Genomic DNA, 21,673 nt, shown 5'->3' with positions numbered 1-21,673 from the left:
CGTCACGCCCGCAGCGCCTGCGCCAGGGTCGGGTAGAGGTCGAGCGCGTCGATGATCCTGGTGATGCGCAACGGTTTGACCGTGCCGCGGGCGTGCGCCACGAACCGCACCTCGGTGTCGCCGGCGCGGTCCTGGATCTCCAGCAGCAGGTGCATCCCGGCCGTGCCCAGGAAAGTCACGCCGGACAGGTCGAGCACCAGCACCCCGGGCGCCGCGGTCAGGACGGCGCGGACGATGGCGCGCAGCCGCGGCACGGTCGAGCTGTCGAGCTCGCCGGCGGCCTGCACGACGACGGCGGCCTCCCGCTCCTGCACCGTGACGGCGAAGGGAGCGCCGGGGCCGGGCTCGGGGCTGCCGCTGGACCGCATCACCTTCATGGTGACACGGCCGGACCCAGAAATCGATGCCGAACCGCGCGGTCAGAACACCGCGACCTCGGCGCCCACCGGCAGGGCGTCGTAGAAGAGGGCGGCGTCGTGCGCCGACAGGTGGACGCACCCGTGCGACGGGGTGTCCAGGCTGCCCTCGTGGAAGGCGATCCCGCCGGGGGCGAAGAACACCGAGTGGTTCATCGGGTCGCCGAACTCGGCGCTGGTGTGTTCGGCGTCCTTCCACTGGACGCGGAACACGCCCCGCGGCGTGGCGACGGAGTCCGGGGCGTCGGCGGTGCCGGGCATGATCGCGACCGGTCCGTGGGTGACCTCGCCGTCGTGCTGGAGCCAGCCCACGCGCCGCTCCTCGTCGACGCAGGCGCGGGCGGTGTCCGGGCACAGTTCGGTGCGCGGGGCCGGCGGCGCGGTGCTGGACAGCGGCATCGGCGGCGGAACCGGGCGGGCGGCGGGCGCGGCGGCGGTCTCGGCCGGGGCGGCCTCCAGGACGGCCCACCCGGCGACGAGGGTGAGCGCGGCGAGCGTGGTCCAGCAGGCCTGGCGCGGCAGACCCGGGGCGGGGGAGCGAAGCGGTGCCACGGCCGCACCCTAGCGAGGACGGGTCGTCCCGGACCCCGCGAACGGGCCGATTCGGCCCGATATCCACGAGTTCGGGTGAAAGCTTCCCCGCGCGGGTTTGCCGCCGCGGCTCTCGACGAACGTGACGTCGGAAACCCGCCAGTGCGCTCGCGGCCGGCCGGGCGAGAATCCGCTCGTGACCGCTGAACCGAGGGGGATCCGCATCCGGCATCGCGGGCGTGAACCGCAGATCCATCCCACCGCCTACGTCGCGCCGACGGCCACGCTGGTCGGCGATGTCCGCGTGGGGCCGAGGGCGCGGGTGATGTACGGCGCGGTGCTCGATGCCGAGGGGTCCCGGATCGAGGTCGGGGAGGCGGCGGTGATCTGCGAGAACGCGGTGCTGCGCGGATCCGCGGTCGCCGGCGATCAACCGGTGCTCGTCGGCGACCACGTCTTCGTGGGGCCTCAGGCCACGCTGCTGGGCTGCGAGGCCGGCCGGTGCGTCTACGTGGCGACCGCGGCGACGGTCCTGCAGAGCGCGCGACTCGGGGCCGGATCGGTGGTCGCGGTCGGCGCGCTCGTCCACGCGCGCACCGTTGTGCCGGACGAGTACTTCGTGCCGCCGCACACCGTGGCACTCGACGCGCCGGTGCGGCTGCTGCCCCCCGGCGATCCGGGCTTGGCCCAGGCCGTCGCCCGGGTCGGCTTCGCGCAGGTGGCGTTCGGGGTCGACGCGGAGTGGACCGACCGGATCAGCCGGTACGAGCGCATCGCCGAGGTGCGCGTCGCCGAATTCGGCGCGCACACCGACGACGAGGTTCTGAATCCCGGCTAGCGCCGCCGCACCTGGGACCGCACCACCTGGCCGGGGTGACGTCGTTCGTCGCGATCCTGCTGGTGGCGCTGTTCTTCATCGCCGCGCGGCCGCTAGGGAGTGGCCACGTCGGGGGCGAACTGGGCCATCGACACCTGCGCCAGCGCCGCGATCTCCTCCGCGGTGGCGGTTCCGGACTCCTCGACGGCCGTCGACCAGGCGCGCACCGATCCGGCGTTGAACTCCTGCACCTCGGGGGAGTTCGCGGCGGCGACCGGGTCTTCGGGCGCTTCCCCGGCGACGTAGAGCGCCAGGCCCATCAGTGCGCCGTCCCAGCCCGGGCCCACGAACAGCGCCCCCGCGCCGCTCTGCGCGATCTCGATCGGCACCGTGTGCTCCAGCTCGAGGTCGGTGGCCTCGCCGTTCCCGGTCAGGCGCACCTCGACGATGCTGGACGGCCCGCCGAAGGTCACCTTCAGCAGCCGCGGCGCGTCGCAGGTCAGGATGTCGCCGCCCGCGTTGCCCTCGAGCTGGAACGAGCCGCCCTCGCGGAGGTCGCCGGTCAGCGGCAGGAACCAGCGGCGCACTCGGGCCGGGTCGGTCACCGCGTCCCACACGTCTTCCACGCTGGCGTCGTAGCGGCGCCGGACCAGGACGGTGACCGTCTCGCCGCCGGACGTCGTGCCGCGGCGGACCTCACGGTGGATCGCCTTGAGGTGGTTCGCGATGTCGAGCATGGTCTGTCTCCTGCCTGAGTCGTCGTTCCCGCTTGCCGCGGGCCAGTTCGGTGGCGAGGGCGTCGAGCGGCTGGTCCCAGATGTGGCGGAACCGCTCCAGCCACTCGCCGGCCTCGCGCAGCGGCTCGGAGTTCACCGCGTAGAGCCGCCGCGTCCCGTCCGTGCGCACCGTGGTGAAACCGCTTTCCCGCAGCACGCGCAGGTGCTGGGAGACGCCGGGTTGCGAGATGCCGAACTCCTCCCGGATCACCGCCGCGATGGCCCCGGAGGGTCGTTCGCCGTCGGCCAGGAGCTCCAGGATCCGCCGGCGAACCGGGTCGCCCAGCACCTCGAACGCGTGCACGGACCGAGTGTCTCAGTGGCGGCTTATATAAGTCAAGGCTTAACATTGGTTCCGCGGGCTGTCGCCGGGGATTGGGCATCTCGACCTCCTCCGGCTCCGGCAGGTCGTCCACCGCGAGCGGGTGCCTGCTGACGCCGATCTGGTACTCACCGACCGCGGCGACCTCAGTCCATCAAACGGGCTTGATGTATCAAGTGTGTTTGATGCATCCTGGAGCGATGGTTCCGGAGTTCGTCCGACTCGCCGCACACCCCCTGCGGTGGCGGTTGCTCAGCCTGCTCGCGGCGGGGGACCTGCGCGTCCGCGAGCTGGTGGCGATGGCCGGGGAGCCGCAGAACCTGGTGTCCTACCACCTGCGCCTGCTGCGCGAGGCCGGCCTGGTCTCCGCCACGCGCAGCACGCGCGACGGCCGGGACAGCTACTACCACCTCGATCTCACCCGGTGCGGAGACGGACTGGCCGCGGCGGGCGCGGCGCTGCACCCGTCGCTGGGCCCGCGGCCGGGCAGCGTCCGGCAGGGCATCGCCGTGCTGTTCGTGTGCACCGGGAACAGCGCGCGGTCCCCGATCGCCGAGGCCCTGCTGCGGCACCACGCCGGCGGCCGGGTGCGGGCGGCGAGCGCCGGGGTGCGCCCGAAGGAGCGGCTGCACCCGTCCACCGTGCGCGTGCTGCGCGAGGAGTTCGGCGTGGCGCCCGGTTCACCGCACCCGCGCGATGTCCGCACCCTGGCGCGGCGGCGGTTCGACCACGTCATCACCTTGTGCGACAAGGCCCGGGAGGACTGCCCGGACCTCGGAGGGCGCCGCACCCACTGGAGCATCCCGGAACCCGAGGGGTACGAGAGTTTCCGCGCGACGGCCGCGGAGATCGATGTCCGTGTCCGGCACCTGCTGCCGGCCCTGACCTGAGGAGCACCGCGATGACCGAACACGCCTCGGTCCGCTACCTGGTCGACGACGTGCAGGCGGCGATCGGCTTCTACACCGGGCACCTGGGTTTCACCCTGAACACGAGCGCGGCCCCCGCCTTCGCCGACGTGGTGCGCGGCCCCCTGCGGCTGCTGCTGTCCGGCCCGGCCAGCTCCGGCGCCCGGGCCACGCCGTCCGGGCTGGGCGGCGGGGGCAACCGGATCCACCTGGAGGTCACCGACCTGGACGCCGAGATCACGCGGCTGCGCGAGTCCGGCCTGTCCTTCGCGGGCGAGGTGGTCTCCGGCCCCGGCGGACGGCAGATCCTGCTCACCGACCCGGCGGGCAACTTCGTCGAGCTGTTCCAGCCCGCCGCCCGGTGACGCGCCCGCGCGCTCAGCGGCGGGTGGCGCGCACGACCACGTCGTGCAGCACGCCGTGGCCGTGGAAACTCCGCTCGCTCTCCTCGGCCGTCTCGACCTTCCAGTCCTCCTCGGAAAGGCGCGCGGTGATCGCCGCGGCGGTGGCCGATGCCTCGTCGGGCTGGTCGTGCCCGTGCAGGTGGCCGACGATCAGCAGCGTCCCGCCCGGCGCCACCCATCCGGCGATCCGCGAGTAGAAGTCCAGCTGCGGCATCGCCGGGTGCGCGTAGTGCGTCGTGACCAGGTCGAACCGGGTGTCCGGCTCCCACGCCGTCAGGTCCGCCTCGATCCACCGCACGCCGCTCCCGCGCGCGGCGGCCCGGGCGAGCGCCGCGGACGAGATGTCCGCCGCGGTCACCTCCCACCCCCGCTCGGCGAGCCAGATCGCCTCCGCGCCGGTGCCGCAGCCCGCGTCCAGCGCCGTGCCCGGCGTCAGCCCGGCGGTCTCCCGGGCCAGGTACGGGTTCGGCGGGCTCCCGCCCTCCCTGCCGCGCCAGTGCTGCTCCCAGTACGCCTTGTCGAACTCGTGCGTCATACCGGCGATGGTGCCCACCCCGGCGACGATCCGGCAAAGCCTGTTGCCGAATGGCAAAATCGCGAGATGGACGACACCGTGCACCGCACGCTCGACGCCGTCGGCCCGCGGCTGAAGCACCTGCGGCAATGCCGCGACATCACGCTGGCCGACCTCGCCGCGGAGACCGGCATCTCGACCAGCACCCTGTCCCGCCTGGAGGCCGGCCTGCGGCGGCCCACGCTCGAGCAGCTCCTGCCGCTGGCCCGCGCGCACGGCGTCACCCTCGACGAGCTCGTCGACGCCCCGCCCACCGGAGACCCGCGCATCAACCTGCGCCCCATCTCCGCGTCCGACGGCTCGACGGTCCTGCCGCTGACCCGCCGTCCCGGCGGCATCCAGGCCTACAAGTTCGTCCTGCCCACCGGAACCGACGACGCCGAACCGGAGCTGCGCACCCACGAGGGCCACGACTGGGTCTACGTCCTCAACGGCACGCTGCGCCTGGTCCTCGGCGAGCACGACCTGCTGCTGCGGCCCGGCGAGGTCGCGGAGTTCGACACCCGCACCCCGCACTGGTTCGGCGCCACCAGTTCGGGCCCGGTCGAGTTCCTCAGCCTCATCGGGCGACAGGGTGAACGCGCGCACGTTCGCGTCCGCTGACCCGGCCGGCGAGCGCCCAGACGGCCAGGGCGCAGAGGGCGAACGTCGCGCCGAGCAGCGTGGGACCGGTCCAGCCCGCGGCGTCGAACAGCGCGGTCGTCGCGGCGGCCCCCAGCGCGGAGCCGAGCGAGTAGAAGACCATGTAGCCGCCGATCGTGCTGCTGGCGCGGCCGGGGAAGGCGCTGGTGAGGACGTGCTGGTTGCTGACGTGCACGGCCTGGACGGCGAAGTCGAGCACGACCACCCCGGCGATCAGCAGGAGCAGCGACCAGCCGAGCTGCCCGATCGCGAGCCAGGAACCGAGCAGCAGGACCAGCGCGAGGCCGCTGACTCGGCCCGCGTGCCCGGCGTCGGCCCAGTGGCCGGACCGGGCGGCGCCCAGCGCCCCGGCGAGCCCGGCGACGCCGAACAACCCGATCTGCGCCTCGCTGAAGTGCCACGGCGCACCGGCCAGGGGCAGCGCCAGGCCGCTCCACAACGTGCCGAACGAGGCGAAGAGGAAGAAGGCGATCAGCCCGCGGCCGAGGAACACCGGGTGGGTGAACAGGCCGGCCAGGGACCGGAGGATCGGCCCGTACCGTTCATCGCCGGTGCGCGCGTCCGGTGGCAGCGCGACAAGGGTGAGTACACAAAGGACAGCGGCGAGGGCCGCCAAGGTGCCGTAGCTGCCGCGCCAGCCCCACGCGTCCGCCACGCCTCCGGTGACCACCCGGGCGCCGAGGATGCCGACCACCACGCCGGAGGTGACGACGCCGAGGTTGCGCCCGCGCTCGCCGGGCGGGGAGATCGAGGCCGCGTAGGCGACGGTGGTCTGCACCACCACCGCGAACGCGCCCGCGAGGGCGAGGCCGCCGAACGCCACCCACGCGGCCGGCGCGGCGGCGGTGATCGCCAGGCCGGCCGCCACCAGCCCCAGGTGCGCGGCGATCAGGCGCCTGCGGTCGAGCAGGTCGCCCAGCGGCACCAGCAGCACCAGCCCGGCGAGGTAGCCGAGCTGCCCGGCGGCCACCAGCCAGCCCACCGAATCGCGGGGGAGGCCCAGGTCGCGCCCCATCGGCCCCAGCACCGGCTGCCCGGCGTAGACCCCGGCGACCGCCACCCCGCACACCACCGCCAGCAGCAGTCTCGTTCCCCGTCCCACCCGCGTCTCCAATCGGTTTCACATTGCAACTCTTCGGAGCGTAGGGCAGAATGGTTTCAAAATGCAACTCGACTGGAGGCTGGCGTGTGGACGGATCCGAACTGCCCGGTCGCGCGGGCGGCGGACGTGGTGGGGGACCGGTGGAGCCTGCTGATCATCCGGGACGCGATGGACGGGGCCCGCTCGTTCACCGACTTCCAGCAGCGCACCGGCATCGCCCGCAACATCCTCGCCGACCGGCTCCGCAAGCTCGCCGCGCACGGCCTGATCACCCAGGTCGAGGCGCCGTCGGGCAAGCGCCGGGTGTACGCGCTCACCGCGGCAGGCAAGGACCTGTTCCCGGTGATCGTCACGCTGCGGCAGTGGGGTGAGCGTCACGCCTTCGAGCCGGGCGAGTCGCATTCGGTGCTCGTCGACGAGTCGGGTGCCCTCGTGCCGGAGGTCGTCCCGGTGGCCGCGGACGGGCGGCCGCTGAGCAGTGACACGACCTCGGTGCGCAAGTAGTGTGCGAACCGTGCGGCGGGTCGGCGTGACGGACGAGGAACTGCTGGTGGAGGTCGCCCTGACGCGGCTGGACCACCCGGACCTCGACCTGGAGGAGATCGCCGAGCTCGTGGTGCGCAAGGCCGGCCCGGACGTGGTGCTGGAGTTCGCCTCACGCAACCTCGCCGAGCGGCGGGAACTGCGCGGCACGATGTTCGCCGCGGCCGTCGAGCACGTGCTCCGGGTCGTCCTGACCCTGCGGGGCCCGTCGGACTAGCCGGTGGGGTCGCCGCGCAGTTCCAGCGCGATCTGGGTGGCGTCGATGTTGCGGAGTGCCTCGGCGAGGGCTTCGGCGTCGAAGGCGCCCTCGTCGCGGGCGTCGAGCAGCGCTTCGCGCTGGGCGGTCAGCACCGCGAGCCGGTGTTGCTTCTCCGTGGCGCCCGCCGCGCGCGGCGTGTTCCGCGAGACCTCGCGCAGCAGGACGAGCATCTGCTGCCGGTCGGTGTCCTCCTCCGGCGCGCCGGTGTCGTCCCGCCGGAACAGGCGGTTGACCAGTGGCCCGGTCGTGCCGCCCTGCACCAGCAGCGACATCGTGGCCACCGCGAAGGCGACGAAGACCAGCAGCGGCCGGTGCGGCGCGTCGTCCGGGAGGGTCTGCGCGGCGGCGACCGTGACGGCGCCGCGCATGCCGGCCCACACCACGATCGCGCCCTCCCGCACGCCGAGGGGCTGGCCCAGCAGGTAGTCGATGTCGGCCAGCGCGCGGCGGACCCGGGTGCTGACGCGCTGCACGTCGAACTCGCGGCGGCGCCGCCGGGCCGGGATGTCGCCGGCTTCCAGGCGCTCGTGGATCGCGGTGAGCCGGGGTTGCAGCGCCTCGCTGCGCCGCGCCCGCCGCCGCAGCGCCGCCAGCAGCGGGGTGACGAAGGCGGCGCGCACCAGCAGCGTCGTCGCGAGCGCCACGGCCGCGATCGCGACGGCGGTGCCCAGCCCGGTGTGCTCATGGTGGACCTCGGCCAGCACGGCCGACAGCTCGAGGCCCATCATGAGGAACACCAGTCCCTCCAGGACGAGTTCGGCGCTGGCCCAGTTCTGCGCGTCGGACAGGCGGTGCCGGGGCGGCAGCCGGCGCGGCGCGCGGACGCCGGTGACCAGGCCCGCCACGACCGCGGCGACGAGACCGGACCCGCCGGCGAACTCGGTCGGCACCGCGGCCAGGAACGGGACGGTGAACGACAGGATCGTGTTGACCGTCGGATCGCTCACCCGGCGGCGCACCTCCAGGTTCGCCCAGCCGATCACGGCGCCGACGCCGACCGCGACCACGACGGCGTAGGCGAAGGTGCCCCCGGTGCCGAAGAAGGAGAACCCGGCCGCGGTGGCCACCACCGCCGTGCGCAGGAGCACCAGCGCGGTGGCGTCGTTGAGCAGGCTCTCGCCCTCGAGGATGACCACGACGCGGCGCGGCACGCGGCTCCGCTTGATGATCGAGGTCGCCACCGCGTCGGTCGGGCTGAGGATCGCGCCCAGCGCGACGCCCCAGACGAACCCGAGTCCCGGGATGAGCCAGGACAGCAGCACGCCCAGCACGAGCGCGGAGGCCACGACCAGCAGCACCGAGAGGCCGCTGATGGCGCCGAACTCGCGGCGGAAGTTCATCGCGGGCACCGACACCGCGGCGGCGTAGAGCAGCGGGGGCAGCAGACCTTCGAGGATCCACTCCGGCTCGACCTCGAAGTCGCGCAGCACGGGCGCCAGGCTGACGGCGATGCCGACCAGCACCAGCACGAGCGGCGCCGCCACGCCCACCTTGGGCGCGAACACCGCCGCGGCGGCGATGACCAGCAGCGCGAGCACCAAGACCGTCACATCGCCGAGCACCCGGGCCTCCCTCCAGCGCGATGGTGATGACCATGCTGGGGCACGGGCGCCGGGTACGCCTGTTCAGGCGGCGGCTCCCGGTCGGGGGCGGCGCGGTTGCCCTCGGTCGCGCTCGAGAAGTCGCCGGGGGCGGCTCAGCCGGATCTCGGCAGCTCCCGTGCCGCCGTGGCGCGGTGGCCCTCGATCATGACGCGCGCCGCTGCCACCGACTTCGCCACCACCTGCTCCGGCGGGTAGCCGTGTTTGACGAAGACCCCGTCGAGCCAGAACATGCCGTACCCGTGCGCCTGGGTGAACAACTGCTCCATCAGCTCGAGCGCCTCGTGCGGCTCGTCGCACAGGCGCAGGCACAGCATGAGGAACTCGTCGGTCAGCGCGCGGGTGTTCTCGTGTAGCTCGGTGTACCCGGGACCGTGCAGGCCCTCGGCGTAGATCAGGTTCATCCCGGCCCGCCGCCGGATCAGGTAGGCGGTGTAGGCGCCCGCCGCCGCGGCCAGCGCGTCGGCCGGGTCGTCCTCCCGCTCGATCGCGGCGCGCACCTCGGCGGTGAGCTGCCCGGCCACGGTGGCGGCGACGGCGGCCAGCAGGCTCTCCCGCTCCGGGAAGTGCCGGTACGGCGCGCCCGGGCTGACCTTGGCGCGCCGCGCGACCTCGGCGACGGAGAACGCGGCCACGCCCCGCTCCGCGATCAGGTCGAGGGACACCCGGACGAGCTCGTCACGCAGGTTGCCGTGGTGGTACTTGCCGCCCATGGCGTGGATCACATCCCCCGGCCGAAATATGTAAGAGCCCTCTTACGTCGTGGATGTATGAGGGCTCTTACAGTATGCCCGGAATCGGCGTTTCCCGGAGGATTCATGACCACGACCACGCACGCTATCGCTGTCCCGTCGCCGGGCGCGCCCTTGGCGCCCACCACCATCGAGCGCCGGGACCTGCGACCGGACGACGTGCTGATCGACATCGCCTTCGCCGGTATCTGCCACAGCGACATCCACCAGGCTCGCGAGGACTGGGGCGAGGCGATCTTCCCGATGGTGCCCGGCCACGAGATCGCCGGTGTCGTCGCCGCCGTCGGCCCCGAGGTGACCAAGTACCGGGTCGGCGACCGCGTCGGCGTCGGCTGCATGGTCGACTCGTGCGGCGAGTGCGAGTACTGCCGGGCCGGCACCGAGCAGTTCTGCGTGAAGGGCAATGTCCAGACCTACAACGGCGTCGGCTTCGACGGCGAGAAGACCTACGGCGGCTACAGCCGGCAGATCGTCGTCAAGGAAGCCTTCGTGTGCCGGATCCCCGAGGGCATCGGCCTCGACGTCGCGGCGCCGCTGCTGTGCGCCGGCATCACCACCTACTCGCCGCTGCGGCAGTGGGGCGCCGGCCCGGGCAAGAAGGTCGCCGTGGTCGGGCTCGGCGGGCTCGGCCACATGGCGGTCAAGATCGCGGCCGCGATGGGCGCGGAGGTCACCGTGCTCAGCCAGAGCCTGAAGAAGCGGGAGGACGGCCTGCGCCTGGGCGCGACGGACTACTACGCGACCAGCGACGAGGGCACGTTCGAGGCGCTGCGCGGCCGGTTCGACCTGATCCTCAACACCGTGTCGGCGAAGCTGCCGGTGGATGCCTACCTGGGCCTGCTGCGCGTCGGCGGCGCGATGGTCAACGTCGGCGCTCCCGGCGAGCCGTTGTCCTACAACGCGTTCTCGCTGCTGGGCGGCAACAGGGTGCTGGCCGGTTCGATGATCGGCGGGATCGCCGAGACGCAGGAGATGCTCGACTTCTGCGCCGAGCACGGCATCGGCGCGGAGATCGAGACGATCTCCGCCGACCAGGTCAACGAGGCCTACGAGCGCGTCGACAACAGCGACGTGCGGTACCGCTTCGTGATCGACACGGCCACGATCGGCGCCTGACCGAGGCGGGCTGCCGGTTCGCCGAGGCGGACCGGCAGCCCCGGCCGGCGGGGTCAGCGGGTGGTGGCCGCGGAGAGGGCGCGCAGCTCGTCGAAGGCGCGCCGCAAATGGGCGTCCAAACCCTCGCCCGGGTCGTCGATCCAGGCTTGGACCGCGTGCTGGTACGCGGCCCAGCCGGTGCGGGCCGCCAGGTCGGCCACCGTGTCACCGGTGCCGCGCTGCCGGAGCGCCTCCGCCACCGCGTCGGTGAGCCACGCGTGCTTGGCGAGCTCGCGTTCGCGCAGCGCGGGTGTCACCGCGATGACTTTCCACCGCGGTTCGGAGAACGGGCGGTTGTCCTCCAGGTTCCGCGCGGATTTCCCGAACGCGTACAGCAGCACCTCGAACGGCTCCAGCCCTTCGGGCGCTTCGGCCACCGCGCGCATGAGCGCCGCGCGGAGGTCGGTTTCGCCGTCGAAGAGCACCTCACGCTTGTCCGGGAAGTGCCGGAAGAAGGTGCGCTCGTTGACCCCGGCCCGTGCGGCGATCTCCGCCGCCGTGGTCTGGTCGAACCCCCGTTCCTGGTACAGCTCCAGGGCCGCCTGCTGAAGGCGGCGACGTGCTTCTGCTCCGCTCCGTGGCACCCTCCGAGGCTACCGCATTGTGTCAGTGACTGGCGTCACGTTGCGCCAGTGACTGACACTACGCGTACAGTCCGTAGTGTCAGTCACTGACGTCAACGGGAGTCCTCATGCACGTCTTCGTCACCGGCGGTACCGGCCAGACCGGCCCCACCGTCGTCGCCGAGCTGCTCGCGGCCGGTCACACCGTCACCGGCCTGGCGCGCTCGGAGGATGCGGCCGCTCGGCTGGAGTCGCTGGGCGCCACACCCCACCGCGGCTCCCTCGACGACCTCGACAGCCTGCGCAGCGGCGCGGAAGCCGCCGACGGCGTCCTGCACATGGCCTACGGCGGCGACTACGCCGATCCGGACGCCCTCATCCGCCGCGACCGCGCCGCGATCGGGGCGCTCGGCGAGGCGCTCGCCGGGTCCGGCAAGCCGTTGGTCAGCACCTCGGGCACGTTGGTGATGACGGCCGGCCGGATCAGCACCGAGCAGGACGCGCCGGATCCCGGTTCGGTCGCCGCCTTCCGCATCGCGGGGGAGCAGGCCTGTCTGGCGTTCGCCGGTCAGGGAGTCCGAGCCAGCGTCGTGCGGCTCGCGCCGACCGTGCACGGCCCCGGCGACCACGGGTTCATTCCCGCGCTCATCGCGGCCGCGCGCCGGGCGGGTGTGTCGGCCTACATCGGCGACGGCACCAATCGCTGGCCCGGCGTCCACCGCGCCGACGCCGCGCGGCTGTTCCGGCTGGCGCTGGAGAAAGCACCCGCCGGCAGCGTGCTGCACGGCGTCGGCGAAAGCGCGGTCACGATCAAGAGCATCGCGGAGAAAATCGCGGAGAATCTCGACGTCGCCACCGCCGCGCTGACCCTCGAACAGGCCGCCGGGCATCTCGGCAACCCGTTCCTGGCCCGGTTCTTCTCCCTGGACGTGCCCGTCTCCAGCGAGCACACCCAGGCACTCCTGGGCTGGGCACCGGAGCACGCGACATTGCTGGAGGACCTCGACACCGGCGACTACTTCACCCCGCAGGCCAGCCTGCGCGCCGAGGAGATCTGGCTGCCGCGGCACGAGCACAGCCGGCGCTGAGCGGATTCGAGCGCCGGCCGGCGGAGGCAGCTCCACCGGCCGGCGCCATCCGGGCTGGACGAGTGATGCGTAAGTCGAGGCGGTGGACGCCGGCCGCCCACCGTGAAGCGCCCGGAACCGGCCGGCTGGGCCAAGTACGGCTCCTGCCGCTCGCACTCGCGCTGGTTCTGGGGCTTGCGCCCGCATCTGGCCGGCACCCCGGTAAGCCGCTGCCCGAGTCCACCCGCCAGCTCATCGCTCCAAGCCCAGCAGGACCTTGCACGGCATGATGGGCGCACCATCGGTACGCATGACGCGTCTAGCGGCGCGCGACCCCGATCCGGTCGGCGAGCTGGTCAGGGTCGATGTCCAGCCACTGGTAGCTGATGCTGTTCCACAGGTCGCAGTGGTGGGTGGCGGCGAAGGCGGCGGAGGTCACCGTCGAGCTGCCGCCCGGCTGGAGGATCATCGTCCGGTCGTGCGGGACGCTCGGCCACTCGGCTTGCCCGGCCGCGTCCGGGGCGCCCTGGCGGACGAACGCGCCCCAGTACCGGACCATCTCCACCGAGAGCCGGAGCTGGTCGCGATCGTAGACGCTGGCCGGGGTGGGCCAGAGGTAGGCCTGGTCCGCGGCGTGGGTGGCGCCGGGATCGAACGCGGCCGGATTCACCGGCCCGGACGGGGGCCGTGCGTCGAAGCGGTACAGGAACGTCTTCGGCTGGTACTTCGCGATGTCCTGGGCCAGCTGGGCGTACTGGCACCCGCCGAGTCCGAAGAAGACACTGGAGTCCGTCCACACGGCACCCAGCGCGTACGCCGCCGTGTCCTGCGCGGGGAAGTTGCTCAGCGGGTACTGCTTCGCCACGTCCGCCGCCCGGTCGCCGAACAGGTATTCCAGGCTCTTCTCGTACTGGGCGGGCGTCGCGTCGCGGAACGGCAGTGCCCAGGCCCGGACCTCGTCGCGGGTGCTGCCGATCAGCAGCGGCACCTTCTCGAAGCGGCCGGTCCGCATCGCGGTCAGGGGAGCCAGCGGCAGCTCAGGGACGCCGGCGGTCGGGAGCGGGCCGGAGAGGATTCCGCCGCGGAAGCCGGCACTGGATCCGAGGATTTCCGCCGCGGGCTTCGTGCGGAGGCAGCCCACCGGGTCGGCCGCGGCGCCGCAGCCGGCGTCGTTCGCGAAACGGGCGCCGGCCGCCTGGGATTCGGTGACGGTGTGGCTCGGGCATCCGCCACTGTGGATGATGGCGCCGTTGATCAAGCCGTGCGTCAGGGGGGAGGCGAGCAGGGAGCACACCGAGTGGCCGCCCGCGGACAGCCCGGCGACGGTCACGCCCTCGGGGTCGCCACCGAACCGGTCGATGTTGTGGTTGGCCCACTTCAGCGCGGCGACCTGGTCCAGCAGGCCGTAGTTCCCGGCGCCGGCCGGACTGAGGCCGGGCAGGTCGAGGAAGCCGAACACACCGAGCCGGTAGTTGATCGTCACGACGACGATGTTGTTCGTCTCGGCCAGCAGGGAACCGTCGAACTGGTCGCCGGAGCCGGAGGAGAACCCGCCGCCGTGGATCCACAGCAGCACCGGGAGACGCTCACCGGCCGGCCGCGCCGGACGGTAGACGTTCAGGTAGAGGCAGTCCTCGTTCACCGTCGCGCGGGAGGCCTGCGGACAGGCCGGGCCGTAGCTCGTCGCGGGCCGGACACCCGGCCACGCCGGAGCCGGCTGCGGCGGCTGCCACCGGAGTTCCCCGACCGGTGGCGCGGCGAACGGGATGCCCAGGAACGAATCCACCGCGCCGGTGGTCTTCCCTTCCACCGTGCCCGCGTCCGTCCGCACGACGAGCGAGTGAGCCGCCGGACGCCCGGCGTTCGTCGCGCCTGGGGCGCCGGCGGTGACCAACGCGACGGTCATCACCACGGCGACCGCGACCCCGAGCCAGTTCAGTCTGTGCCGCACTGTTTTCCTCCGAAACCGAGTGGGTTTCGGTACAGCTTGCGGTGCCGGGACTCCGCAGGTGAGCGCCGTGGTTCAGCCACCGGACCGCATCGCGCTGACGGTTTTGGTGATCCGGTGGCCCACCATGGCGAGCAGGCCGGCGTACTTGTCCACGTCGGCCCGGTACAGCGGCGCGGTGATGGACAGGGCGCCGGTCGTGAGGCCGGTCGCTCCGGTCAGCGGGATGGCGACGCTGACGTACCCGACGCGAGTTTGTTCGTACTCGACCGCGTAGCCGTTCGCGCGCGCCCGGTTCAGCTCGTGCAGCAGGAGGCCGGGCGCGCTCACCGTGTGCGGCGTGAGGCGTTCCAGCGGGGCGGCGGTCACCTCCTCGACCAGGGCGCGCGGGCCGAACGCGAGCAGCACCTTCCCGGTCGCCGTGCAGTGCATCGGCATGCGGCCGGCCACCCGGGACGGCTTGGTGACCTGGCTGTGGCCGGACACCTTCTCCAGGTACAGCACCTCGCGGCCGTCGGGCACGGCGAGGTGGATGGTCTCCCCGGTGGCCTGGAACAGGTCCTCCATGTACGGGCGGGCGGCGTCGCGCAGGATGCGCTGCCTGGGTACGCGCTGGCCGATCTCGAACAGCCGGATGCCGAGCCAGTAGTCGCTGCCGCGCCGTTCCAGCACCCCCCACCGCAGCAGCTCCTGCGCCAGCCGGTGCACCGACGCCTTCGCGACCCCCGAGCGCCGGGACAGCTCGGTGAGGCTCAGGTGCTGGTCGTCCGGCCCGAAGGCCTCCAGGATGAGCTGCACCTTGCCGAGCACGCTGTTCGCGCCAGTCATGTCGCTCCCTGCCATCGGAACAGGTTCGGTCAGCGGAACCGGTCCGGCCCACGGACCGGTCCGCTGACCGGACCGGGCTACGGGACCAGCACCGCGCGGCCGCGGACCCGCCCGGCGCGCAGGTCCGCCAGCGCCGAGGCCGCCTCCGCCAGGTCGTACCGCTGCACAGCCACCCGCAGCTCACCCGCGGACAGCCGCTTCACCAGGTCACCGGCGATCTCACGCGCCCGGCGCTCCCGACGGATCATGTTGACCGGCATCAGGGCCACGTCGTCCAGGAGCCAGGACGGCAGGTCGACGCGCACCTCGGTGCCGGTCACGTAGCCGATCACCACCGCGCGGCCGCCCGGCCGGACCCAGCGGGTGCGGGCCACGAGCCCCTCGCCGCCGAGCGTGTCGACCAGCAGGGATGCCGGGCGGTCCGCGGCCAGCCGCGCCGCGTCGTCCGAATCCAGGCTCACGCCGTGCACCCCGTCCGGCACGTCGGCCAGCTGGTCCGCGCGCCCGACGACCCCGGTGACCCGGGCGCCCGCGAGCAGCGCCTGCTGGGCCACCATCGACCCCACCGCACCGGCCGCGCCGACCACGATCACCTCTTCGTCCGCCTCGAGCCGCGCCACGTCGTGCAGCACGACGAACGCGGTGGTCGCCGGGACGAAGAACGTCGCCGCGACCTCCGGCGCCAGCGGGGACGCCAGCCGCGTGACGGCCTTGGCCGGCACGCTCACCCGTTCGCTCCAGGTGCCGTCGCGCAGCAGCCCGAGACCGCCGCCGCGCAGCATCACCTGAGCACCCGGTTCGAGACCGGAGTCCGCCTCGCACTCCAGCACCGTGCCCGCGCCCTCGACCCCGCCGGCGTAGGGCAGCGGCGGCTTGAGGTCGAAGGTCCCGCTCGCCACGGTGGTGTCCAGGTGCGCCACCGCCGCCGCCTGGACCTCGACCAGCACCTCACCCGCGCCGCGCACCGGCTCCGGCACGTCGTCCACCACCGGCGCGGAGTCCCAGGTGTGGAACCGCACCGCCCTCATGCGGCGGCCTTGCGCAGGAACTCCACGCTCAGCGGGTTGTAGCGCTCGGCCTGCTCGTGCTGCGGCCAGTGCCCGCACTCCTCGAACAGCTCCAGCCGCGACCCGGGGATGTTCTCGTGCATCGCCGCGGCCTCCGGCACCTCGCCGAACGGGTTCTGCCGCCCCCACACGATCAGCGTGGGCTGCGTGATCCGGGCCAGGTGCTCCGGGCGCAGCAGGTTGCGCTGGCGCCGTTCCATGTCCTGCAGCGACAGCAGGTTGTCCACATTGGCCACGAACTCCGGCGTGTGGTAGATCGCGTGCCGGACCTCGACCAGCTCCTCGGTCGCGTTCTCGTCACTGGCCATGAGCAGGCGCAGCCGCTTGCGGGTCAGCTCGACGTCGTCGGTCTCCACGGCCTTGCGGGTGCTGGTGCGGATCCGGTCCATCACCTCGGGGTTGGCCACGGTCCCGCCCGCGCACAGCAGTTGCAGGCTCAGCACCCGTTCCGGGGCGTCGATCGCGGCGCGCGCGCCGACCCAGCCGCCCAGCGACTCGCCGACGATGTGCGCGGCACGAACGCCCACGGCGTCGAAGTAGTCCAGCAGGTGCTGGACGTAGTCGGCGATCTCGTACGGGTGCGCCGGCTTGCCGGTGTAGCCGTGGCCGAGCATGTCGATCGCGTGCACGTCGAACTCGCTGTGCGCCACGATGTTGCGGGCGAACGCCTCCAGGTGCCCGCTGGTGCCGTGCAGGAACACCACGGCGTCGGCGTCCGGGTTCCCGGCCCGCAGGGTGCGGGTGGGGACGCCGGCGGCGTCGACGTACTCGACGCGGAACGGGATCGGGCTCAGTTCGGTCCAGATGCTCACGGGTGCTCCTCGGTGTTGATGCGGTGGACCTGGGTGTTGCTGTGGGCGGCGAGTTTGCGCAGCGCCGCGACCGCGACGGCGGTCAGCGACAGGGCGAACAGGACTCTCATGCGGGAACCCCTTCTCCGACGAGGGAACGGAAGAACCCGTCGACCACCGCGTGGTAGGCGTGCGGGCGTTCCTCCTGCAGGTGGTGCGAGACGTGGTCCATGACGTGCAGGTTGCCGTTGGGGACCATGCGCGCGAGCATCAGCGGGTAGTCGGGGGTGAGGAAGGCGTCCTGCATGCCCCAGATGAACAGCGTGGGCGCCTGGATCCGGCCCAGCTCGTCCGTCAGGTCCTGCCAGTCGCCGCGCGGCGAGTCCGACATCGCGGCCAGTTCACGCTCGCCGGGGTCGAGGCTCTGCTGGTACCGCAGGTCCAGGGTCTCCTCGGGCAGCTTGTTCCCGTCGTACCACTCCAGGGTGGTGATGAGCCGGCGCATCTTCTCCCGCGTCGGGCCCTCCCCGCCGTAGTAGGCGTCGCGCGCGTTGCGGCCGCGGCGCCCGCCCTCGGGCAGCGGGGCGAGCGGGCCGTAGAACACCGGCATGCTGCCGGTGACCACGAGCGAGCGCACCCGGTCCGGGTACTTCGCGGCGAGGTTGAGCGCGATCGTGCCGCCCCAGGAGTTGCACACGAAGTCGGCGCGCTCCACGCCCAGGGTGTCCAGCAGGGCGACGGTCTTGGCCGCGTGGTGGTCCCACATCGGACCGGAGATCGGCGTCTTCGACGAACGGCCGTACTGGTGGATGTCGACCAGCAGGCACCGCCGGGTCTCCGCGAACAGCGGCGCCACCGGCCCGAAGTCGCTCCACGCGGTGCAGCCGGGGCCGCCGCCGTGCAGGAACACGGTGTCCGGACCGGACCCGAGGTCGTGGTAGTGGTAGGTGATGCCGCCGCCGTCGGCGAAGTGGCTTTCCGGTGGTGGGGTCATGCTGCTTCCTTCCCGGTGGTGGACAGGGTGGTGCGCGCCAGCACCTCGCACAGCCGGCGCATCGCGCGCACGTCGACGGTGTTCATGCCGCGGCTGAAGTCGACGTCGAACTCCGCGGAGGTGACCTTGGGCATTCCGACACGGGCGGTCGGGATGCCGCGGGCGCGCAGGATGTTGGCGTCGGTGGCGCCGCTGTTGTCCGGCACCGGCTCGTGCGGGCGGCCCGCGGTCTGTTCCCACGCCTCGATCGCGGTGCGCACGATCGGCGCGTCCGGCGGGGTGCGGGTGCCGGGGATGGCCAGCACCATCTCCAGCCCGAGCCCGGGGTCCAGCCGCGCGAGGAACGCGGCCAGTTCCCGTTTGACCGACAGGGGGGCGGTGCCGGGCGCGATCCGCACGTCCAGACGGATCCGGCACGCGGCCGGGGTCACCGCGAGCATCCGTTCCCAGCCGCCCGCGATCGACCCGATGACCCCCTGCGGCAGCGCGGTGCTGGTGCGGTGGCGGGACGGGTAGTCCGCCAGCCACTTCTCCAGGCGCGTCACCACGTCCGCCGCGGTGACGATCGGGTTGCGGTAGGGCAGCCGGTGACGGCTGCCGGCGTAGGTGTGGATGCCGGGCACGGTGATCTCGAACCAGCACAGCCCGACTTCTTCGTGGGCGACGAAGTCACCTGGCTTGGCGATCACCGCGTGGTCGGTGTGCCAGCCGCGTTCCAGCAGGAACGAACAGCCCACCCCGTGCCCGGTGTTCGCCCGCGCCGGATAGCCGGGCGCCTCGATCGCGTTGGTGGGCATGCCGCCGGCGCCGAAGGCCACCACCACGTCGCCGGCCAGCGCGGGCCGGACCGCGCCCAGCGCCTCGGCCAGCACGAGGAGACACGCGGCGTGCCCCTTCGGGTTGCTCGCGCCCAGGCCGGACACGAACGGGCCGTCGTCGCGGGGCTCGGCGCGCATGTCGGGGCGCAGGTCCGGCCCGATCCACGGGACGTCCAGTTCGGACTGCCCGGTGGTGAGCGTGTCGATCGGCGCGTACAGCATCAGGTCCTCGCCGCCACCCGAGCCGCGCAGCCGGCCGACGGCGTTGGCCTGGAACTCGTCGAGGTGCTGGACCTGCGCGCCGAACCCGGCGGCGGACAGCCGGGACGCGAGCAGCCGGGCCAGCGGCGCCTCCCGGCCGGTCGGGCTCGGTACGGCCGTGACCGCCCGCGCCGCTTCGCGGAGCCGGTCCTCGGTGATCCAGCTCAGCAGCTGGTCGAGGGCGTTCACGGCCGGATCACCGCCACCCCCATCCCGGTCAGCCACTCCGGCATGGGGGAGTAGGCCAGCGCGCGGCCCGGGGCGAAGCCGAGCGCGGCGGCCATGACGAGCCAGGTGCGCAGCTCCTGCCCGCCGTTGCCGGCCGCCGCGCCGATCTCCTGCGTCGTCATCGCGGTGTACTTCGCGAGCTCGCCGCGTTCCAGATCCGCCAGGAACGCCTCGTCGAATGCGGGGAACAGCACCGGGCGCGCCGCGGTGATGATTTCGCGGCGGCGGCCGTCGTAGCGTTCCCAGTCACCGCGGCCGTTGAGCCAGGCCTCCACGAGGAACTCCTCGTCCGCGCCGTCCGGGGCGCGCCAGTCGTCGGGCCAGGGCAGCTGGTGCGACAGGCCGCCGGAGGCGATCACGACCACCCGCAAGTCCCCGGGCAGCGCTTCGATCGCGGCGGTGAGGTTGCGGCCCAGCTCGGCGCAGCGGTCCGGACGGGGCAGCGGCGCGGCGAACACGTTGACGACCAACGGCACCACGGGCACGTCGATGCCGTCGAGCAGGTACTGGATGGCGTGGGTCTGGCCGTGGTCGATCTGCAGCCGCGCCGAGATCGCGACCTCGGTGCCGCGCTCGACGAGGTCTTCGGCGAGCCGCTGGGCGAACGCGGGCGCGGTCTTCTGCGGCCCGGATGGCGTTTTCGCCTCGCCGGAGCCGATCACCTCGCCGACGCCGAGGGTGAACGGCGGGATCATGTCCAGCCAGAACCCGCGGAAGTGGTTGGACCCCACGATGATCGCCAGATCCGGCTCGGCCGCGGCGATCTCGTCCCGGGCCTCGCCCAGCGCGTCCCGGAACCGCTCGGCCCGATCGGTGTGCACGACCTTGTCCCAGTGGGTGTTCATCAGCGTCGAGTGCGACGCGCCCACCCCCAGCACCACGCGCGCCATCAGCTCACCTCCGGCACGGTGACGGTGATGCCCTGCCCGGCCAGCCGCTCCACCCGGTCCTCGCAGGTGTCCTCGGCGAGCTTGCGCCACTTCAGCAGCGAGTCGTCGGGGCGGTAGAGCTTCTCCGGCGGCGCGTCGGTCACCTCGACCATCCACTTGTCCTGCGCGGAGAACTGGCCGTGGAACAGCCAGCGCACGAACCCCAGGTACTTGGCGTAGAAGGGCAGCGCCCGCCAGCCGCGCCGGAAGTCCGCCATGACGCCGACGTAGAGGTGGTTGTCGGCGTCCACCGGCACGTAGAACTCGTAGTGGATGAAGGTCGGGTACACGATGCGCAGCACGCCGGGCATGCTCACCGACGCGAAACCGGGGAACTCCTGGGCCGCGATCACCGGGTTCGTCTCGCGGTGGCTGATCGTGTTGCCGATGTTGCCGACCTGCTTCGGCGGTTTCATCTTGAACCAGGCCTGGTTGTCCCAGCGGCCCAGGCCGGGGAAGTCCGCGGTCCAGTACTGCTTGTCCTGCACCCGGTAGATCCACCGGCCGCGCTGGATGATGCGGGTCTCGTTCCACACCGGCATCGGCTTGAACAGCCGCCACAGCGCGGTGCGGTGCAGGTACTTGGCGTGGCCCTCGTCGTAGCCGTTCTCGCACGCGAAGCGCCAGTTGCCCTCGCGCGGCTGGATCCGGGACCCCACCACCGCGGCGTTGCCCACCAGCTCCTCGGGCAGCTGTTCGTCGATCGGGTGGGGCTGCTCCCCGTCGCCGACGAAGATCCACACCATGCCCAGCCGCTCCTCGACCGGGTAGGTGGGCTGGGTGACCTTGCCGCAGATCGGCGAGGACGGCCCGTCGGTGATCGCGGCCGCGAGGTCGCCGGTCTTCAGGTCGAACGTCCAGCCGTGGTACGGGCAGGAGATCGTGCCGGGGAACTGCTGGTTGCCCTCCGACAGCGGCACCCCGCGGTGCGGGCACCGGTCCTTCAGCGCGTACACCGTGCCGCGGTCGCGGATGACCACGATCTTCTCGCCGAGCAGGGTGATCTGCCGCGGCTTGCCGGTGAAGCGGGACGAGTAGCCCACCGGGTACCAGTAGCCGCGGAACCCGGCCGCGGCGGCCTGGTAGTGCGGCCAGCTCGACCAGTCCTGCCGGCCTGGCAGCCTCGCCGCCCGCTGCTTCCGACGAGGCGGGGTGGTGGTGGCCTTCTCCCCGTTCTGCACGCTCATGACCGCTCCCAATCCGTTGTGCGAAGCCGTGAGCGAGTCCACCACCGGCGGGGCCGCGCTCCAACGCTCCCGGTCCGCTCACCGGACCCCGATCCGGAATCCGGGGCGTGTTCCGCTCACCGGTCCGCGATCCGTGGCGCCGCCGTGAGCCGCACCTACTGTGCGGTGGTCCGTCCACTTGCGACTCCGA

The 21,673-nt window shown here is 72.7% G+C and carries 25 protein-coding genes and 1 pseudogene; 9 read left to right on the top strand and 17 right to left on the bottom strand.

Annotation, left to right across the window (positions count from 1 at the left end):
* Window positions 1–2: 2 nt before the first annotated feature.
* Both IE290_RS07155 and IE290_RS07150 read right to left on the bottom strand, forming a co-directional pair.
* Window positions 3–368: an STAS domain-containing protein gene (locus IE290_RS07155; RefSeq protein WP_229874283.1), complete on the bottom strand. Its 366-nt coding sequence runs from the start codon at window positions 366–368 to the stop codon at window positions 3–5.
* A 51-nt stretch (window positions 369–419) separates the two neighbouring features.
* Window positions 420–968 (bottom strand): L,D-transpeptidase, encoded by a 549-nt coding sequence (locus IE290_RS07150; RefSeq protein WP_191243634.1) that lies wholly within the window; start codon window positions 966–968, stop codon window positions 420–422.
* A gap of 175 nt (window positions 969–1,143) precedes the next feature.
* Here IE290_RS07150 and IE290_RS07145 point away from each other — a divergent pair, with 175 nt between their 5' ends.
* The gene (locus tag IE290_RS07145; protein WP_191243633.1) at window positions 1,144–1,785 is read left to right on the top strand and encodes a gamma carbonic anhydrase family protein; all 642 of its coding nucleotides are present in this window, start codon (window positions 1,144–1,146) and stop codon (window positions 1,783–1,785) included.
* Between the two features lie 92 nt (window positions 1,786–1,877).
* Here the strand turns inward: IE290_RS07145 and IE290_RS07140 are convergent, their stop codons facing one another.
* Together IE290_RS07140 and IE290_RS07135 are read right to left on the bottom strand one after the other, a co-directional pair.
* On the bottom strand, window positions 1,878–2,501 hold the full coding sequence (locus IE290_RS07140; protein WP_191243632.1) for an SRPBCC family protein: 624 nt from the start codon (window positions 2,499–2,501) through the stop codon (window positions 1,878–1,880).
* Window positions 2,461–2,844, bottom strand: coding sequence for an ArsR/SmtB family transcription factor (locus IE290_RS07135; protein WP_191243631.1), 384 nt, complete (start codon window positions 2,842–2,844; stop codon window positions 2,461–2,463). Before IE290_RS07135 ends, IE290_RS07140 begins: the two co-directional genes overlap by 41 nt.
* Before the next feature lie 218 nt (window positions 2,845–3,062).
* On the opposite strand from IE290_RS07135, the gene IE290_RS07130 reads away from it, so the two are divergent.
* The gene (locus tag IE290_RS07130; RefSeq protein ID WP_191243630.1) at window positions 3,063–3,752 is read left to right on the top strand and encodes a metalloregulator ArsR/SmtB family transcription factor; all 690 of its coding nucleotides are present in this window, start codon (window positions 3,063–3,065) and stop codon (window positions 3,750–3,752) included.
* Between the two features lie 11 nt (window positions 3,753–3,763).
* Window positions 3,764–4,135, top strand: a complete 372-nt coding sequence (locus tag IE290_RS07125) for a VOC family protein (RefSeq protein WP_191243629.1) — start codon at window positions 3,764–3,766, stop codon at window positions 4,133–4,135.
* Window positions 4,136–4,148: 13 nt separating this feature from the next.
* On the opposite strand, the gene IE290_RS07120 is transcribed toward IE290_RS07125, so the two are convergent.
* Entirely contained in the window at window positions 4,149–4,709 is a 561-nt protein-coding gene (locus IE290_RS07120) for a class I SAM-dependent methyltransferase (RefSeq protein ID WP_191243628.1), read from the bottom strand.
* Between the two features lie 66 nt (window positions 4,710–4,775).
* On the opposite strand from IE290_RS07120, the gene IE290_RS07115 reads away from it, so the two are divergent.
* Window positions 4,776–5,351, top strand: a complete 576-nt coding sequence (locus IE290_RS07115) for a helix-turn-helix domain-containing protein (RefSeq protein ID WP_191243627.1) — start codon at window positions 4,776–4,778, stop codon at window positions 5,349–5,351.
* On the opposite strand, the gene IE290_RS07110 is transcribed toward IE290_RS07115, so the two are convergent.
* Entirely contained in the window at window positions 5,308–6,492 is a 1,185-nt protein-coding gene (locus IE290_RS07110; protein WP_191243626.1) for an MFS transporter, read from the bottom strand. The genes IE290_RS07115 and IE290_RS07110 overlap by 44 nt on opposite strands.
* Before the next feature lie 72 nt (window positions 6,493–6,564).
* On the opposite strand from IE290_RS07110, the gene IE290_RS07105 reads away from it, so the two are divergent.
* On the top strand, window positions 6,565–6,996 hold the full coding sequence (locus IE290_RS07105) for a winged helix-turn-helix transcriptional regulator (RefSeq protein WP_191243998.1): 432 nt from the start codon (window positions 6,565–6,567) through the stop codon (window positions 6,994–6,996).
* Window positions 6,997–7,021: 25 nt separating this feature from the next.
* Window positions 7,022–7,252, top strand: coding sequence for a hypothetical protein (locus tag IE290_RS07100; protein ID WP_191243997.1), 231 nt, complete (start codon window positions 7,022–7,024; stop codon window positions 7,250–7,252).
* Here the strand turns inward: IE290_RS07100 and IE290_RS07095 are convergent.
* Together IE290_RS07095 and IE290_RS07090 are read right to left on the bottom strand one after the other, a co-directional pair.
* Entirely contained in the window at window positions 7,249–8,856 is a 1,608-nt protein-coding gene (locus IE290_RS07095; RefSeq protein WP_191243625.1) for a cation:proton antiporter, read from the bottom strand. The genes IE290_RS07100 and IE290_RS07095 overlap by 4 nt on opposite strands.
* Before the next feature lie 134 nt (window positions 8,857–8,990).
* Window positions 8,991–9,608, bottom strand: a complete 618-nt coding sequence (locus tag IE290_RS07090; RefSeq protein WP_229874281.1) for a TetR/AcrR family transcriptional regulator — start codon at window positions 9,606–9,608, stop codon at window positions 8,991–8,993.
* Between the two features lie 105 nt (window positions 9,609–9,713).
* On the opposite strand from IE290_RS07090, the gene IE290_RS07085 reads away from it, so the two are divergent.
* Window positions 9,714–10,763, top strand: coding sequence for an NAD(P)-dependent alcohol dehydrogenase (locus tag IE290_RS07085; protein ID WP_191243623.1), 1,050 nt, complete (start codon window positions 9,714–9,716; stop codon window positions 10,761–10,763).
* A gap of 53 nt (window positions 10,764–10,816) precedes the next feature.
* On the opposite strand, the gene IE290_RS07080 is transcribed toward IE290_RS07085, so the two are convergent.
* Window positions 10,817–11,386, bottom strand: a complete 570-nt coding sequence (locus IE290_RS07080; RefSeq protein WP_191243622.1) for a TetR family transcriptional regulator — start codon at window positions 11,384–11,386, stop codon at window positions 10,817–10,819.
* 107 nt (window positions 11,387–11,493) lie between these two features.
* Here IE290_RS07080 and IE290_RS07075 point away from each other — a divergent pair, with 107 nt between their 5' ends.
* Complete coding sequence (locus IE290_RS07075; RefSeq protein WP_191243621.1) at window positions 11,494–12,453, top strand: SDR family oxidoreductase; 960 nt, start codon at window positions 11,494–11,496, stop codon at window positions 12,451–12,453.
* 84 nt (window positions 12,454–12,537) lie between these two features.
* Window positions 12,538–12,642: pseudogene (locus IE290_RS38645) on the top strand (IS982 family transposase); the annotation flags it as partial.
* Window positions 12,643–12,751: 109 nt separating this feature from the next.
* On the opposite strand, the gene IE290_RS07070 reads toward IE290_RS38645, so the two are convergent.
* The 8 genes from IE290_RS07070 to IE290_RS07035 all read right to left on the bottom strand — a co-directional run bounded on the left by IE290_RS07070 (window position 12,752) and on the right by IE290_RS07035 (window position 21,483).
* Window positions 12,752–14,383 carry a carboxylesterase/lipase family protein gene (locus IE290_RS07070; protein WP_191243620.1) on the bottom strand — a complete coding sequence of 544 codons (1,632 nt, stop codon included), beginning with the start codon at window positions 14,381–14,383 and terminating at the stop codon, window positions 12,752–12,754.
* 72 nt (window positions 14,384–14,455) lie between these two features.
* Entirely contained in the window at window positions 14,456–15,208 is a 753-nt protein-coding gene (locus IE290_RS07065; protein ID WP_229874279.1) for an IclR family transcriptional regulator, read from the bottom strand.
* 77 nt (window positions 15,209–15,285) lie between these two features.
* Window positions 15,286–16,236, bottom strand: coding sequence for a quinone oxidoreductase family protein (locus IE290_RS07060; protein ID WP_191243618.1), 951 nt, complete (start codon window positions 16,234–16,236; stop codon window positions 15,286–15,288).
* Window positions 16,233–17,087, bottom strand: a complete 855-nt coding sequence (locus tag IE290_RS07055) for an alpha/beta fold hydrolase (RefSeq protein ID WP_191243617.1) — start codon at window positions 17,085–17,087, stop codon at window positions 16,233–16,235. The genes IE290_RS07060 and IE290_RS07055 overlap by 4 nt, the downstream gene beginning before the upstream one ends.
* 106 nt (window positions 17,088–17,193) lie before the next feature.
* Entirely contained in the window at window positions 17,194–18,060 is an 867-nt protein-coding gene (locus IE290_RS07050; protein WP_191243616.1) for an alpha/beta fold hydrolase, read from the bottom strand.
* Window positions 18,057–19,328: a M20 family metallopeptidase gene (locus tag IE290_RS07045; protein WP_229874277.1), complete on the bottom strand. Its 1,272-nt coding sequence runs from the start codon at window positions 19,326–19,328 to the stop codon at window positions 18,057–18,059. Before IE290_RS07045 ends, IE290_RS07050 begins: the two co-directional genes overlap by 4 nt.
* Entirely contained in the window at window positions 19,325–20,257 is a 933-nt protein-coding gene (locus tag IE290_RS07040; RefSeq protein WP_191243614.1) for a DODA-type extradiol aromatic ring-opening family dioxygenase, read from the bottom strand. Before IE290_RS07040 ends, IE290_RS07045 begins: the two co-directional genes overlap by 4 nt.
* On the bottom strand, window positions 20,257–21,483 hold the full coding sequence (locus IE290_RS07035; RefSeq protein WP_191243613.1) for an aromatic ring-hydroxylating oxygenase subunit alpha: 1,227 nt from the start codon (window positions 21,481–21,483) through the stop codon (window positions 20,257–20,259). Before IE290_RS07035 ends, IE290_RS07040 begins: the two co-directional genes overlap by 1 nt.
* Window positions 21,484–21,673 lie beyond the last annotated feature (190 nt).

It is taken from the genome of Amycolatopsis deserti (assembly GCF_014653945.1).
Classification (GTDB): Bacteria; Actinomycetota; Actinomycetes; order Mycobacteriales; family Pseudonocardiaceae; genus Amycolatopsis_E; species Amycolatopsis_E deserti.
This window is presented reverse-complemented; position numbering and strand designations above follow the sequence as displayed.

Excerpts from the sequence above, each read along its gene's own strand:
- IE290_RS07155 (WP_229874283.1), bottom strand. The coding sequence starts at position 368 with ATGCGGTCCAGCGGCAGCCCCGAGCCCGGCCCCGGCGCTCCCTTCGCC.
- IE290_RS07140 (WP_191243632.1), bottom strand. The coding sequence starts at position 2,501 with ATGCTCGACATCGCGAACCACCTCAAGGCGATCCACCGTGAGGTCCGC.
- IE290_RS07130 (WP_191243630.1), top strand. The coding sequence starts at position 3,063 with ATGGTTCCGGAGTTCGTCCGACTCGCCGCACACCCCCTGCGGTGGCGG.
- IE290_RS07125 (WP_191243629.1), top strand. The coding sequence starts at position 3,764 with ATGACCGAACACGCCTCGGTCCGCTACCTGGTCGACGACGTGCAGGCG.
- IE290_RS07120 (WP_191243628.1), bottom strand. The coding sequence starts at position 4,709 with ATGACGCACGAGTTCGACAAGGCGTACTGGGAGCAGCACTGGCGCGGC.
- IE290_RS07115 (WP_191243627.1), top strand. The coding sequence starts at position 4,776 with ATGGACGACACCGTGCACCGCACGCTCGACGCCGTCGGCCCGCGGCTG.
- IE290_RS07090 (WP_229874281.1), bottom strand. The coding sequence starts at position 9,608 with ATGGGCGGCAAGTACCACCACGGCAACCTGCGTGACGAGCTCGTCCGG.
- IE290_RS07085 (WP_191243623.1), top strand. The coding sequence starts at position 9,714 with ATGACCACGACCACGCACGCTATCGCTGTCCCGTCGCCGGGCGCGCCC.
- IE290_RS07075 (WP_191243621.1), top strand. The coding sequence starts at position 11,494 with ATGCACGTCTTCGTCACCGGCGGTACCGGCCAGACCGGCCCCACCGTC.
- IE290_RS07065 (WP_229874279.1), bottom strand. The coding sequence starts at position 15,208 with ATGACTGGCGCGAACAGCGTGCTCGGCAAGGTGCAGCTCATCCTGGAG.
- IE290_RS07060 (WP_191243618.1), bottom strand. The coding sequence starts at position 16,236 with ATGAGGGCGGTGCGGTTCCACACCTGGGACTCCGCGCCGGTGGTGGAC.
- IE290_RS07050 (WP_191243616.1), bottom strand. The coding sequence starts at position 18,060 with ATGACCCCACCACCGGAAAGCCACTTCGCCGACGGCGGCGGCATCACC.
- IE290_RS07040 (WP_191243614.1), bottom strand. The coding sequence starts at position 20,257 with ATGGCGCGCGTGGTGCTGGGGGTGGGCGCGTCGCACTCGACGCTGATG.
- IE290_RS07035 (WP_191243613.1), bottom strand. The coding sequence starts at position 21,483 with ATGAGCGTGCAGAACGGGGAGAAGGCCACCACCACCCCGCCTCGTCGG.